The sequence below is a fragment of the Paenibacillus sp. An7 genome (assembly GCF_009870785.1).
In the GTDB taxonomy this organism is placed as follows: domain Bacteria; phylum Bacillota; class Bacilli; order Paenibacillales; family Paenibacillaceae; genus Paenibacillus.
The window spans coordinates 267,055-282,702 of sequence record NZ_WTWX01000003.1 but is presented as its reverse complement, the minus strand read 5'-3'; the positions used below and the strand labels follow the sequence as shown (position 1 = coordinate 282,702).

Genomic DNA, 15,648 nt, shown 5'->3' with positions numbered 1-15,648 from the left:
GTAGAATTGAGTTACCACACACCAATTCAAAGAGAGGTCTTCCCTATGAATCATTTTACAACAACAGATTTAGTCCAAGCACTAGTTACGAAACAGGATGTAACAGAAATTTTTCGTAAGCATTTAGAGATGGCAATGAATCACTTGTTAGAAACCGAATTAACCGCATTTCTTGACTACGAAAAGTATGACCGTATCGGAGTGAATTCGGGGAATTCTCGTAACGGTTCTTACACACGTACAGTACACACGGAGTTTGGTGACCTCCTGCTTACCATTCCTCGAGATCGCAATGGGGAGTTTAAACAGCAGACCGTAGCTCCATATAAGCGTTCAAATGACACGCTCGAATCCTTTGTCATTCACATGTTTCAAAAGGGAATAACAATGACGGAAATTGCGGATCTCATTGAAAAAATGTACGGTCATCATTACTCATCACAAACCGTATCAAATATGACTCAAATCATGTCCCAGCAAGTAGAAGCATTCACGAAAAGGCCCCTGGATCGCTATGTTTGCGTCTATATCGATGCTACATACATTGCTGTTAAACGTGAGACGGTCTCTAAGGAAGCGGTACATCTAGCAGTTGGTATCCGAGAAGACGGTTCAAAAGAAGTCTTAGCCTATACCATCGCTCCTACGGAATCAGCTTACCTTTGGAATGAATTGTTGCAAGATATAAAAGCTCGGGGAACATAAGAAGTTCTGCTCTTTATTTCAGATGGTTTACAAGGCATTGTAGATGCAATTCAGCAAGTATATCCTCATGCCAAGTACCAATCTTGCTGTGTTCATGTCGCTCGTAATATTGCGCATAAAGTACGTGTTTCTGATCGTGCAAGCATCTGTAATGATTTCAAAGCAGTGTACCGAGCAGAAGATGAACAATCGGGAAGAGCTGCACTCGAAACCTTCTGTGACAAATGGAAATCAGCATACCCAAGAGTGGTGAAATCTCTACGAGAAAACCCTTATATTTTTACGTTCTACAGCTTTCCTAAGCCGATTTGGAGGAGCATCTATTCTACAAATCTCATTGAATCATTTAACAAACAGATTAAAAAATACACAAAGCGAAAAGAGTAATTTCCACATGAAGAAGCATTAGAAAAGTTCTTGGTGTCGCAGTTTGAAGGCTACAACCAGCGATTTGCTACTCGCTGTCATATTGGCTTTGATCAAGCCCGATCTGAACTACTGGCGATGTTCTCCACAAAAGACTAGTACTACTTTCTACAAGAAGAGGATATTTTCATTTACACAAAATTCTTGACGCTACCTTCGGTTTTTTAGCGCTATAGAAAACAGGTTATGAAGAGATTATTAATGGCTTTAATTAAATTTATCTTATATTCAGTATAATGTATGCCTCCTGCATGATGTACTTGCAAGAGTATTATTTGCATTGTTGTCATAATTACACGTATAAAAAATGCTACAACTGACAATAATATGGATAAACATTAATTAATAATAATTTTATAGTTGCTGAATCATAAGAAATGATACTCGAATTCATGACTATAACTTTCCTAAATCAACGATTCCCTCTTTCATAAAAGCTAGTACCGTGGCAATATTTAAAGAAACAGATAATCTCTATGTTTAGATAAACTGAGTTTATCAGTTATTCTTAGTTATAAAAAAAAATGATCAACCGAGAACGGTTGATCATTTTTATAAAGAGGTAATTATTATAGAGCTGATGGTACTGCTGATTCTACGAAAGTACTTGTAGCAGTTTCAAGTGCGCCTACAGCATTAGTAACTGCAAGTACTGTAGTAGCATCTGTTACAGCAGTTTTAGCTGTAGCAATTGCTTTTGTGAAAGTCAAGATGTCAGCTGCGTCATACTCACCAGGGTCAGTACCAACAACAGCTTCATCAGCTAATTCACTAGCCTCAGAAATCTTGACATTAGCTGCGTCCTTTGCATCAGCTAAAGCTTTAGCTGCTTGAACTGCCCCTTTAACAACATTCAGACGTGTTTGCAAATCTTCTTTTGTTTCACCTTCTGGTAAAGCATTAATTAATGCTTGAGCTGCATCCACGTTACCTTGTGTTGGAGTAGCTACAGCTGTATCTACAGCGTTTGTTGCTGCAGTTACTTTAGCTGCAGCGTTTGCTCCAGCAGCTGCTTCAGTATCAATCAAATTAACATTTGTAACTGAAGTAGCAGCAAATTTGATTTTGTTAGCATTAGTATATGAATTACCACCAAGAACATATGCTTTTTCATCAAAGATATAGACTGCATTATCATTCGTTGCTACAGTTACTTTTTGAAGATTGGATTGAGGAGTCAACAACGTGATTACAACTTTTGAACCACTAACAACTGCACTATAATCTACTCCAGGTGTTAGAACCGTTGTTTGATTCAAACCTGTTTTGATAATAAAGTTTCCTGCAACTTGAGCAGGTGTAAGTGATGTAGAAAGATTCTCGTCGAAACGAACTTCAATAGTATCTCCAGCTGTTGCGATAACAGGTGTAGTAGCTACTAGAGACGGAGCAATTCCATCTTGAATAGTAATTGCTGAACTTCTTGTTTCAATCTTGTTACCAAGTACATCTAATGATCTGATATCTGCTTGAGCTTTAGTAGTTAGAGTTGCTACTACAGCAGGATTTAACGTAGCTACTGTAAGAGTCACTACACCTTTGCCATTAACAGTTTCATAAGAAGCTGCTGTAGCTGCAGTACCGTTAACTAGGAAGTCTGAAGCATAAACTACTTGTAGCGGACGATCAAACACAACTTTAACTTTATTCGTAGCTGTTGCTTTTACATCAGCATCGATAATGTTAGCTGTTACAGCTCCCCACTTACTACTACCTGTAAGAATTTCATCAGTCAAACCAGATAGTTTATTGCCAGTACGATCAGCCACTAAAGTAGCTTTAACTCCAGTAATACTAGCAGCCGTTACTACAGCGCCATTAATCTTAGCATCATTTGGTATAGTAATGATTACTGCTTTGCTATCATAAGTAGGTTGGAATGTTGTTCCTGTAGGAAGCAACTGCCATGCAGCGCTCGCGCCACTGCCCACTTTGATCATGTAACGATCTGATTTAAGAATTGAGTATTCACCATCCAAAGTCATAGCGTTAGAATACACAACTTGAATCTTAGTACCTTCAGCAACATCAGTTACAGCCACATTAGTAACTGTTGGAGCAGTTACTTCAGGAACCTTAACAGTAAACGTCTGTGGAATGATTTTATTACTCAATGCTGTAGTATCAACCACGTTTGCAACTGCTACTGAATAAGTTTTTCCTTCAGTAAGAACGTTAGATAGTGAAACAGTCAATGTGTTAGTTGCATTCGCTTTTTTAACAGCACCATTAGCAACTGCAACGATGTCACCATCTGAGTTCTTAACTACTAGATTGTTACTGTTTGCTGGTGAGAATTGAGCAGCATCAATTGCTTTGTTGAATTTAATATCAAACTTACTTGATGAGTTAGTATCATAGTTACCATTCGCATCTGTATAAGCACCTAAAGATAGGATTTCAGGACGAACTGTATCTACTGTAGCATTAACAACAGAACTCAATTTCGAAGCAGAGTTACCGAACAAGTCACTTACAGACTCAACGTAGAGAGTAGTTTCTCTTGCTGGTAGTTTAGTGTTAAATTCGATTGTGTAAGTTGTGAATGTTGAATCATCAGGACTAACGGAAGCTGAACCATATTTAGTAGTTCCAGCATTATCAGACCAGTAGATGTTAGTATTCTTCACAGTATCTTGATCTACGGCTTCATTGAATTTAACAGTTACTGCATCCAATGTTGCGGACACGATAGTGAAAGATTCAGGCGCTTTTACATCTTCAAGCACTGTCAATTCTTTGTCTAAGTAATTGATAATTGTCATCTTAGCATAGTCCTGAACTCCAGCCACGGAAATCTTATGTGACCCAGAAGAAAGACGACTGTAAAGAGTAATAGTAGCTGTTCTACCGTCTTTAGATAGAGCAATTTCACCGTTTGCTACATATCCATCAATTTTGTAGTTGATGCGATTTTCAGCAGATGCTTTTGTTACAGGTTCGCTAAATTTCACATTGATTACCTTGTTACCAAGGACTTCAACACCACTAACTTCAGGAACAGTAACATCTAATGCTGAGAAATCGAATGATGCAGAAGCAATACCAGTAAAGTTACTTACAGTCAACTTGTGAACTTTTTGATTAGTCAATGTGAATGGACCGTCTGTATTCAAGCTAATCAATACAGATTTACCATCTTCTTGAATCTTAGCAGAAGATGCTGCATTCAAAATAGTATCATCTAGTTTGTAGTTAGTGATCTTTTCAGCTTCTTCTTCTTTCACGGTGCCATCAAATGTTACTAAAATTTCTTTAAGGTTAGTAGCAGATACCTTATCAACTTTAGTAGCTGAAGTTACTACATAAGTTACTTTTGTTGAGAAGTCTCTGTCTAGATATTTGAATTCAACTACAGTTTCAGTGTTAGGTACGAGTTCTTTAACAGGTAGTTTGAGAACTGTTCCATCTGTCATCGTTACTTCAACTGTTGTGGAGTCAATAACTTTAGAATCTTTAACTTGAAGAGTTACTTCTTGATCAACAGCGTAAGCAGCGCCTACGAGAAGAGCACGATCAGCATTAGATTGGAAGTTAGCTTTCGCATCTACCAAACCAGCGTTGATTGCTGCTTGAACATAACCTTTAGCCCATGTAGATGCAGAGTTGTTAAGTTCAGTTGGGATTTCAAGATCAAGCGCACGTACAAGTACAGTTGCCATTTCTTGAACAGATACAGGACCAGAAAGGTCAAAGATTTTCTTAGTTGTGTTTTTACCTTCCATAATACCTGCAGCGGATACAGCTTCTACGAAAGGAGCTGCCCAGTGTTTAGGACCGTAGTTTTTGTCTTTGAAAGAGTAAACGCCATTGATCTCTTTCAGACCCAGTGTTTTTGTGATTACTTTCGCGAACTCAGCGCGAGTCATTTGTCTATCAAGGTGAGCTTGACCGTCTGGGAATCCAGAGAAAATACCTTTATCTTTCAAATAACTGTATTGTGCATTTACATCAGTAAGACCTGCTTGACCGAATGCTACAGATGCAAACATTGAGAATGCCATTGCTGTAGACAAAGCCACGGATAAAATTTTCTTCATAAACTTTTTTTCTCCTCCTGAAATCATCACATGATTAGTTTTTTTATTTTTATAATTGCTGTTGCTAGTTATTGGGTTGCTCGTGGTACTCATATTTGTTACACCCCCTTCCCAGAGTTAGAGCAAGTATTCAATATAAAATGATGTCTGTGAAATTTCACAGAAACTTGTAAATTAAACCAAGTATAAAGAAAAATAGAGTAGTTACCTAATACTACCTTTCGTATTATACAATGTGGTAATCAAGCCGTAAAGAAAATTTTTCTAATTAATAGACAATTTTCTCCATTAAATTCATTTTTCTTCCTCATTGTTTTCGGCTATACATCTTAAACGCAGTAGTTTCAAAAAAGTTGCGAGTTCTGCAAAAAAAATTTCATTAATTTAAAAATAGTGGAAACCAAACTTTATATTTGAATAGAATCAGCATATAACAAGGATTTAGTGCGTGTATTGAACTAAACAATACATAACCATAATTTTCTATTTTATATCATGCAAAATCATTTTTTTCTATAATATTCTTTCTTTCTGAGAAAACAGAACAAAAAAAGAAGACACCAATGGGTATCTTCTTCGTTTCCTTATTACTTAATCTTCATTGCCAGATCAATAATACGAGCTCTCATCTGAGGATCTGTATTCAGGTTCGCATACATTTGTTCGATGGGCTCCTTATTCTCTTTGTATGTTTTCTCGTGTTTAATCGTTACATGGGACCAATCGATAAGTTCATTCTCGGAAGCAACCAAATTATTATATGCATCGTGGAAACCTGTCTTCATAACAAGGTCTTCCATAACCTCTTGCGTAATTTCTCTAGTTTTCTTCGTTTTCTCAATTTCCATTTCCAAAATAGCAGCTTGTTTCTCGAATTGTGTCTTCGTTTTCATATAACCAAGTTGTGCCTTTGAATAAATCGGTTTCATTAGATAATTTCACCCTTTAGAAAAATGTGTATTTTCCGTTATTGTATCTCATAATCTATTAAATTACAAAAACTATATATTAATTTAATATTGGGCAAAATAAGAAAACATTAAAAATTCAATCCCAAAATTCACCTATCATTTAACTAATCACACTATATTCTTACTAATTCTTCAAAAAAATTCGAGAGGTTACCTCTAATTATAAGGTCAACCTCTCGAATTACATCCGTTATTAGCTTAAGTTCGCTGGGAATAATTTTGTTGTCTTTTTGAATAATTCAACGGCGATCTTTGCTGCTTCTGCTCTTGTTAGGAAACCATTCGCACTAAAATTGTACTGGGGTTTTGTTTGTCCAGGCAGTGTAATTGGATTACCTTGCATAATTTTAGCTTTATTCACAGCGTATACTGCGGGACGAGCATAAGTATTAATGCTTCCTGCATCTACATACATTTTCGCAAGATTATCAGTAAGCTTACTATCGTTAACAGGAAGTTTCAGCTTCATTGCTCGAGCAATCATAACTGCGGCCTGTTCTCTAGTAAGGGGCTGGCTTGGTCCAAAGACCCCTTCTGTAAGACCTGTAACGATCCCTGCTCTTGTTGCTGTTTCAATATGAGCATAATCCCAGGTAAGATCTTTTGATCCAGGATTAACATCTGTAAATGTCTGCTTATTATTATAGTTAAGAGGTATATTTAATCCTTTAACTAGAAGCGTGGCAAATTCTCCGCGAGATGTTCGATCATCTGTCCCGAATAAATCATTTCGCAAGTTGTTCATAAGACCTTTAGAATACATGGCATTCAAGATGTTTCTAGCCCAGTTATGATTCGTAATATCAGTAAAGCTGCGGCTTTGCTTCATTACAACATAATAGCCAAACTCATCAAATGGAACAGTAACCGTATGTTTTTTTGTATCTACTACTCCGCCTACATTAATCCATTCACGATTAGAGTTATATTTATATACGGTAATAGTGGAGCCGACTTCATCAACAACGCTATTGTTGTAAGTTATAGTTAACTCTCCTCGTTGCGAAGGTATGATTTTACGTTCCGAAGAAGTTGTAGGATCTCCGAACAGTCCTTCAATTGAATACGGAGCTAAACCGTTCGTTGGCGGCAGATATGACGAAGTACCCAAATCACCCTGCTCTCCTATACCTCCATTTATCCAATATACATTAGATACAGGCGTAAAGTTACGAGTCAATAAATCGCTGCTGAATCGTTGCAAGTAAACATCAGGGATACTCCAGTTGGGTATTCCTGTTTCTTCTTCGGTCAATCCAGTGCTCGGAAATCCAATAATATTGCCGTAATCATTTTTACGTTCTACTACCCCATCCTTCGAGTCCGCTATACCGAAGAGTAACTGAGTATTGGGATAAAATTTTGTAATGCCTTTTGCTGTTGTGGATTGCATAATGGTCCCTTTCGGGAATTCAAGTTCTACACTTTTGTTAAATACACTGTATTTATTAGACACTTTAGGTGCCATGTACTGAGAATCTACTCCAACAGTCCCGGTATAGTATACAGATATCGTATCGGAGATTGTTGTGCTCCCTGTAATAATATCAATCTTGATTGTATTGGCTTTATCTTGTTTTAAGCCTACATAGTCTAACAGGAAACGATCTTCTCCAAGATCAGAGCGAAGGATAGCAGGTACTTTATTGATAAGAACCTGTTTTGCCCCCTTAGCCTCAATATCAAAACGAACAAAGTTTTTGTTTACTACATAAGCACCATCTACCGTTGCTTGAGGTGCCAGAAGACGATATGGCTTTACTTCACGCACTAGCTCGATCTGCTGACTTGTCTTTGCCCCTGTGCTATTCGTAAGCTCTAGATTGTAAACATATGTTCCCGCTTGAGTAAGAGGTATGTCTTTAATTCGGATGGCGAAGTCCGTTTGATCTCCATAAAAATCATAATAATAATCATATCCATCCTCATTTTTATGGTTTCTCGACTCTACATTAACTGGAATGTTTAATTTAAAAATACTAGCGGAACCAAGCTTCAGGTCAATATCTGTCGCACCATTACCTCGAATTATAAGATCATGTGTATCCAGACTTGTCGTGTATTTTTCATTATTATAAATAAACTCGGGTGTCAAATTGAAGATTTGAGACCACTGTTTATCTGCTGACTCTTCAAAAGTATCAGGGAAACGGACACGATCCTTTGTTACAGCAGGCTGGAATGAAGATATATTAGATACATTCTTATCCAATATATAGATTCGTATTTCTTTACTTATTTCTCGAATTTGATTGTTGTTACTATTAACCGTTCCTGTAAAAACAATTCGGTTCTCACCGTATACCAATGGTCCATTTTTTGCTGAAACATCAAGAGTAAATTCGAATTTTCCTTTATCATAAAAACTAGGAAGACCCGCTTGTTTCTCCCCATTGACAAAAATCTGATTTATACTATTCGCTAAATCAAAACCAATATACTCACCCTCAATTAAAAGGCTAGCAGCTGAATTCGAGTCAATGGTGACCGTTTGTCCGTCAGTTAAATTAGCTACATAAATATACGTTTTTGAAATAAAAGATATTAGAGCATCCTTGTATTGGGAGGAATCAGAATATTGAAAACGTAATGTTTGGTTCCCGTTTTGAAAGCCAGTTATTTTATAAATATATTCTGTAGTACTAATTGATTTAACATAGGTTAATTTAACGGTATCCCCAATCGGAAGATATTTGGCAACCAATGTTTTCGGATTCTTCACTTTAGAATTCGTTTTAACAGAAATGTAGAACTCACTTGAATCTACTTTAACTTCATTCAAGTTCTCTTTAGAATAAGAAGTACTGCTTGTCTCATATCCTTTAAGATAATAGAGTTGATTTATAACTGTCTGATTCTCTGCATAAGTAAAGTTAGCTGCCTTACTAGCTATATAAGTTCCATTAGTTTCACTTCCTAATTCTAAACGAACAGAATGAGATTGATCTCTAAGGACTGTTTCATCCTGTTTCTTAAAAGCGAACTTAGGAATGGCAAAAGTAATTAATCGATAAGATGTTTCAGACTCAGAATTACCTGGAATAATGATATCTTTACTCCCAGTTAATTTTAAATTCCCAGTATCTTCAAGCAACATAGATGAGTAGAATACTGCTGAAGTTACTAATTCATTGTCAAAAAACACATTCTTAACTGCGGAATCACCTTTATCAGGAACAAGTGCTTGAACATATATAGTTGCTGTACCTTCAGTCCCAGTCCATGTTGGTTTACCGGAGAGCATATTCTGTGCGCTTTCGGTACCATTCGCTAAATACATAGCCACAATTGGATTATTTTCATCATAGTAGTAGAGGGAATGCTCAACCGTAACTTTATCCGAACCGTTTGTTATTACTAATGTAATCTTATTTACTCCAGCATTCAGCTGTAGTTGTGGCGAATAGAATGTCCCATCAGACAATAAAGTTGTTGATAATGCCGTACCGCCATTCAGGGCAACGGTAGCTTTGGTTGCATTCTGAATCTTTCCTTCTAATGTGATCTCTTTTTTAGGTACCACAACTTGAGTCCCTTCATTTAAAATGATGGGTTCTGATAGTCCAAGTACTTTTAGGCTCTCTACATAAGGAACCTGATCAAAAAGAACATAGAAGGTTTCTGAACGAGTTAAACTTCCTTGATTTCCTGAAAAGGTGATTTCATTCATCCCAGGATACAAAGTTAAAGTTGAGGAATAGCGATTGTCTGGTTTATCTAAATCCAACTGAATCACACCTGGTGACACTTTTGAAGATTCACGAATCCACTTTTTATTAGTCGGATCCCATGTTAGTTGTTGGACTTTTGCACTTAATGTAGATCCAGTTACTTTAGTATAAGTACCGGTAACAAGGAGGTTTGAATCTGTCACCTGATGTACGTTCTCTCTAGTAATCTGATTTGTACCACTCTCAAGCTTCAGTTTAACTGTATTCTTAAGTGAAACAATATCCGGTGTAAAGAAACTGGTAGCTACGTTATCAGCTGCCTCCGCCCTACTTACCAAACCTGGTGGAAATAATGAGATAACTAATGAGACTAACAGCAGCCATACCATCGGCCGTTTGATGCGCTGCATAAAATCGCTCCTTTATTTTTAATTACCTTCTATATCGGACAGCTATGTAGAAATATGAACCCAAAAACATAAAAAAAACCTTATTCCCGTTAAAGAGAATAAGGTTTATGAAATAATGAAAATAAGATAATAGCAGTTTCATAGTATAACATGAGTATCTATTATGACTTTGTTTTGGCCTCTGCCGCTTTCATTCGAAGCTTGTGGAAGAAGTTTAGAACCGGACGTTTTGTCTTATCGATCAGACCAATAACTTCTGCCCCAATCTGCAGGAAGAACATCATCACACAGATCACCACAAAGGTTACCCAGTTGGCCTCATGGATCGCAGCAGCAGACTGGATGACAGCCAGCACTCCGAAAAATGCAGCAATTCCGTAAATAATGAGTACGGTTTGACGATGACTGAACCCAAGATCACGCAAGCGATGATGCAAGTGACCTTTATCCGGTGCAAAGATCGGTTTCTTATTAAGGAAACGACGAATGATCGCAAACAGTGTATCCGAGAGCGGAACCGCGATAATAATCAGCGGTGTAATCAAGGTTACGACTGCAATCTGTTTAAATCCAAGCAGAGATAACATAGCAAGGCTGAATCCGAGGAACAGCGACCCTGTATCTCCCATAAAGATTTTCGCAGGGTGAAAGTTAAAGAACAAGAATCCAATGATGCTGCCAAGCAGAACCATGCAGACCATAGCCGTTACGATATTCCCCATGATAAAGGACATCACCGCAATGGTACCGATCGCAATCGCAGATACGCCTGCTGCAAGACCATCCAGTCCATCAATCAGGTTGATTGCATTGGTTACGCCCACAATCCAGAAGATCGTTACCGGAATGGAAATCCAGAGTTCCAGTGAAGAATACGCATCAACAAATGGAATATTAACAAAATCTATTCGAATATCAAAGGCAAATACCACTACACACGCCGTAATAATCTGAGCTAAAAATTTAACTTTGGCCGATAACTGAAATTTATCATCCATCGCACCAATGAGGGCAATCATGGTTCCTCCAATGATGAAAGCATAGATGAAGCGGTTATCTCGAGCAGTAAAGTACTCCGAAACAAACGGAAGTAATGCCAGCAATGTGACCATAAAAGCAAGAAATATCCCGAGACCGCCAAGTCTTGGCATAATCTTGGTGTGGACCTTACGTGCATCTGGCACGTCAACAGCTCCCACCTTTATCGCGAACTTCTTTACAAGCGGAGTAAGTAGAACCGCTAGTCCAAGAGCTACGATAAATCCCAAGATATAGAACATTAACATGTGCTCATTCGACCCCCAATTTATCAAAACTAACTCCATGCATTATACTCCCTAGATTCTTGAATTACTATCCCTGTTTTCTAGCAAAAATCAAAGATTTTAGCAATTCTTCCTCCATTTACACCGATTTTGTCACGTTTTCTTTTTCACGCACGACTTTCGCAACAAACTGTGGTAGAGCCAGCATTCTCTTTGCCCGGGTCGGTTCACGCAGTAAACGATAGAGCCATTCCGCTCGCATTTTTTGAAACAGAACGGGTGCTCTCTTTGATTTTCCTGAAATGACATCAAAACTGCCGCCGACGCCCATAACAAGAGGTACTCCTAATTTATGTTTATGTTCACCGATCCACGGCTCTTGGTTATTAACCGCACGTGCTACAAACAGTAGGTCTGGAGCAGCTTCCCTTATCTCAGCAATTACTTCATCGTCTTGATCCGAATCAAAAAAGCCATCGCGATATCCACAGATCACGACACCAGGATACTGTTTTTGTAACCTGCTTGCTGTCTCTTGAATCACCTCAGGTGTAGAACCCAGAAGGAACACTTTCCATCTATAAGTTTCTCCAACCCGCATTAATTCATGTAGGAGATCAAAACCGGCCACTCGTTCCGCAACAGGGATACCGCAGTAATTCGCTGCCCATACCACCCCTGTACCATCCGGTACAACCAGCTCAGCCGATTTCATGACCTCCATATACTTTGGATCTTCCAGCGCCGTCATCACCATAATTGGATTACCCGTGATAACTTGGTGGATCTGTCTTGTACGAATGACTTCTTCAAGATAGGCTACCGTGTCATTCATATCCATGCGTGAAAACCGAATTCCAAAGATGGGCACGGTCGGTACAGACCTTGTCTGTACTTGCTCCATATGCTCATTCATGACTCATTCATCCTTTGCCGCTTAGAAATTTTAAAATATGGACCGCAGGCTCCTGTGCTTGCTCTTTAAGCGAAGCAATTGCATCTTCTCTCGTCGCAAGCCATTCCGCACGGTTCGTTAGAATCTTCTCAAGTTCTTCAGCCAGCTTGCCTGCTTGCAGCGAAGACGTCGTGCCGATCGCTTGAGAATCCAGTCGATGAAGAAAAGCATCAATCTTCGGATCATACGATACACCAATCAGCGGTACACGCTGGGAAGCTGCATAGATCAGACTGTGTAACCTCATGCCGAGAACAAGTTCACAGCGAGATACTTCTAACAACATCATTTGCGGATCTGTTACGTTTGAACAAATGCTTACTTCACTGCCTGTACCATGTAGAGGCCCTATGCGCTGCTTCACATACGTAGACGCTTCATCATCAGAAGGCAAATGGAAGGGAAGCAGACGAATATGCACTTTATGTTTGGAAGCAAGCTGTTTGAGCCCTTCTGCGATCTGGTCCAGTTCATTACGATCTTTCTCCCAGAAACGCACCGAAACTCCAATCACCGGCAGCTCTTCTTCTTGTTCTGACTTCGGTGTTGTTCTTCTTGCACTTCCTCCCCCGTAAGATGCTTGTTGCACCTTCGTTAGTTCAGGAAGCGGAAGTCCCATAACAGGGTCAGGAACGATGTGCACATCGTTCCATCTTATTCCGAAGTCCTGAATGAGCTTCGCTGATTCTTCATCACGAACCGAAATATATTCACAGTGTTTAAAAATACCGCGAATCATCGTTTTGAAAATGCCGCGTTTTACAGGCCCAATCCCCTGGGAATAAATAAACGTTGGTTTTTTCATGTTCTGTGCGATTTTAATAACGCCAAGGTAATAAGGGATGGATTTCCAGCCTGTTGCATCTTGCAGCAAACTCCCTCCTCCGCTAATCAGACCATCACTTTCTTTGATGGCCCGGCGGACCTCGCCAAGTTTCATGCGATGCACAGCACGAACACCATACGTCTTTTGCGTCCACTCTGGATCGCCTGAGAGAACGATCGGTTCTACCTGCACGTTCGTACGCTGACTTTCTGACTCCAATGCAGTCAGTATCGATTTAAGAACAGCTTCATCCCCGCTGTTATGAAAACCATAATATCCTGAGATAACTATCTTCTTAGTAGTGGTGACCATTTTTTCCAACATCCTTCCAAAACTTGCCACACCACAATTGCAATCAATCCAACGATGAGACCAAGTCCGAGACCTAACACCCCACGAATAAGGGAAAGATGCGCTGGTGTATGAATATGAGCGAACGTATCCACCATAGACAACTGAGCAATCGATGCAATAATCATTAAATAAATTCCATTACGATATTTAAGAGCAATAAACGCTCCTAAAATAAACATAGGGTGCCCCAGTAAAAATTCCTTGTTACGAGGACGTACGCCAAAGGTATCTTCCAAGAATGTCCGGAATACCATTTCAATTGGAGTTACACTGCCCGAGTTCCCTGTACGGGTCAGATAGTAATAGCCTACCATACCTATGATACCCGCTGCCAGTATCCACAAAAGAGTGATCGGCTGATTCAGCAGTTTACGGATCAGAGCCATACTTAAAGCTTTCCGGTAGAACAGAATATAGAATGCCGTAAGTGCAATCGGAGCTAAGTGCAATAGACTTACGCCTCTAAATTGTTCAATCACAAGTGCATACGTAATGTTATTCAGCAGCGCAATCATGAACGGAACAGCAAGGAAGGACAACAGCGATGTTCGAACAAATAAGATAAGCGCTTGTGTCACACGATCCCTCACTGAAAGATTCGAATTTCTCAGCTGCATTGCATTAATACGGCGTACGGCAAGCACCATCGCAATCGTCGGAGCACTGATCGCAACGAGTAGAGCGACACCTTGTTCCATTAGAGACGGTCTAAGTACATATAATCCGCCGCTTCCGAGTATTCCTAGCACAAAGGCTGGCAACGTCAGGAATGGAATGAAGTAGGATACCATTAATGCGATCATTGCAATGCTTGCGACTACAACAACGGCTTTGAAATATTTTTGACCTGGTGTTTCATGTACTTTGAATGGCTCGGCTTGTCCTATGGTGAAACCATTCTCTTTCATTCGTTCTACTGCGTTTCCTTCTTCCCCAAGTGCATCCAGCAAGTTATCCAAAGGATCTGTCACTGCTGCTTGCAGTGCACTACGTGAAGGTGCTGCGTTTAGGTAAATCATCCGAATATTACGATCTTTTGTAGCCAGTGTAAATCGATCTGCAATTACTTTCGGAGATAGATTCGCATCGTTTTCACTTAGGGAGATAAGACGAACGACATTGTAGTCTGTTAGATAAGCAAGGGTACTGAAACCATGCTGCGGCACTTTCAAATTCTCTATTGCAGCAAGTCCGATACCATGCTGATTTAGAAGCTCTGCAAACGATGACAAGCTTCTCAGCTCTCCATTATCGTTATATCCCTTAACCTTATCTCCTTCAAACAGAATTCGTTTGACGCCGAAACTCTCAAACATATCCATTAATTGAGCTACGGACTGCTGATCGTAAGGAAGTGAATCACCTAACCGAGGCATAATACTAAAACCACGATCCACTAGATCACTCATTGTAATTGGATCCGGAGTCATTGGCTTTAGGTTGGCATTTTCTACAGGTGTTTCAATCACCAAACCTTCTTTACCCTCATGAGTCCATGTACGAACTGGAATCTCCAGTCTGCGGAATGTGTCCGCAATAATAGGAGTTAAGACTTCTTTATTCTCTTCATTTGTAAATAATATATAAGTATAATTCTCATTCTCCGGTAAAATTTCACCTGACATATTCGCTACATCTAGACTGCTGTAGATCATGATGCGACGAGATTTACGGAATTCATCCAGCGTACTCTCAAACATCGCCATCGTTGATACGCCTGCATTTTTGAGTTCTGTCAATTTTTCATCAATAAAGTCCTGCGGGTGAACCTGATAGGCTGCTACATCCACAAGATCCCGATAATCGAATACCAATTCTACATTTTTGGAACTGGATTCCGTTGTGACACGGTCGTAGATGACAGGAATGGAAGCGATGAGTCCAATAATTACCATAATCCATAGCCACTTACGAGAGACCGTGTTCCAATATTGCCATTTTTGACGCACCGATGTGTACCTCCTAAATTTTATACCTTTTACAATCCATATCATGCCCAGCACGCAAATATTTAGCAACTCAGCA

7 protein-coding genes and 1 pseudogene are annotated in these 15,648 nt (G+C 39.3%); 1 reads left to right on the top strand and 7 read right to left on the bottom strand.

The features are described 5' to 3' along the window. Positions 1-45: 45 nt before the first annotated feature. Positions 46-1,230: pseudogene (locus tag GQY27_RS06520) on the top strand (IS256 family transposase). Between the two features lie 470 nt (positions 1,231-1,700). On the opposite strand, the gene GQY27_RS06515 reads toward GQY27_RS06520, so the two are convergent. The 7 genes from GQY27_RS06515 to GQY27_RS06485 all read right to left on the bottom strand — a co-directional run bounded on the left by GQY27_RS06515 (position 1,701) and on the right by GQY27_RS06485 (position 15,572). Next, the gene (locus GQY27_RS06515; RefSeq protein ID WP_160032732.1) at positions 1,701-5,264 is read right to left on the bottom strand and encodes an S-layer homology domain-containing protein; all 3,564 of its coding nucleotides are present in this window, start codon (positions 5,262-5,264) and stop codon (positions 1,701-1,703) included. A gap of 494 nt (positions 5,265-5,758) precedes the next feature. Continuing rightward, on the bottom strand, positions 5,759-6,100 hold the full coding sequence (locus GQY27_RS06510) for a hypothetical protein (RefSeq protein WP_160032731.1): 342 nt from the start codon (positions 6,098-6,100) through the stop codon (positions 5,759-5,761). Between the two features lie 235 nt (positions 6,101-6,335). Then, the gene (locus GQY27_RS06505; protein ID WP_160032730.1) at positions 6,336-10,223 is read right to left on the bottom strand and encodes an S-layer homology domain-containing protein; all 3,888 of its coding nucleotides are present in this window, start codon (positions 10,221-10,223) and stop codon (positions 6,336-6,338) included. A 161-nt stretch (positions 10,224-10,384) separates the two neighbouring features. Continuing rightward, the gene (locus GQY27_RS06500; protein WP_160032807.1) at positions 10,385-11,509 is read right to left on the bottom strand and encodes a glycosyltransferase family 4 protein; all 1,125 of its coding nucleotides are present in this window, start codon (positions 11,507-11,509) and stop codon (positions 10,385-10,387) included. Between the two features lie 118 nt (positions 11,510-11,627). Next, a complete protein-coding gene (locus tag GQY27_RS06495; protein ID WP_442950884.1) occupies positions 11,628-12,404 on the bottom strand; it encodes a WecB/TagA/CpsF family glycosyltransferase in 777 nt (258 codons plus the stop codon). A 7-nt stretch (positions 12,405-12,411) separates the two neighbouring features. After that, a complete protein-coding gene (csaB, locus tag GQY27_RS06490) occupies positions 12,412-13,581 on the bottom strand; it encodes a polysaccharide pyruvyl transferase CsaB (protein ID WP_160032729.1) in 1,170 nt (389 codons plus the stop codon). After that, positions 13,557-15,572, bottom strand: coding sequence for a DUF5693 family protein (locus GQY27_RS06485; protein WP_160032728.1), 2,016 nt, complete (start codon positions 15,570-15,572; stop codon positions 13,557-13,559). The genes csaB and GQY27_RS06485 overlap by 25 nt, the downstream gene beginning before the upstream one ends. Positions 15,573-15,648 lie beyond the last annotated feature (76 nt).

Bases quoted from the DNA above. Each gene is read 5' to 3' on its own strand.
- GQY27_RS06515 (WP_160032732.1), bottom strand. From the start codon at position 5,264: ATGAGTACCACGAGCAACCCAATAACTAGCAACAGCAATTATAAAAAT.
- GQY27_RS06510 (WP_160032731.1), bottom strand. From the start codon at position 6,100: ATGAAACCGATTTATTCAAAGGCACAACTTGGTTATATGAAAACGAAG.
- GQY27_RS06505 (WP_160032730.1), bottom strand. From the start codon at position 10,223: ATGCAGCGCATCAAACGGCCGATGGTATGGCTGCTGTTAGTCTCATTA.
- GQY27_RS06500 (WP_160032807.1), bottom strand. From the start codon at position 11,509: ATGTTAATGTTCTATATCTTGGGATTTATCGTAGCTCTTGGACTAGCG.
- GQY27_RS06495 (WP_442950884.1), bottom strand. From the start codon at position 12,404: ATGAATGAGCATATGGAGCAAGTACAGACAAGGTCTGTACCGACCGTG.
- csaB (WP_160032729.1), bottom strand. From the start codon at position 13,581: ATGGTCACCACTACTAAGAAGATAGTTATCTCAGGATATTATGGTTTT.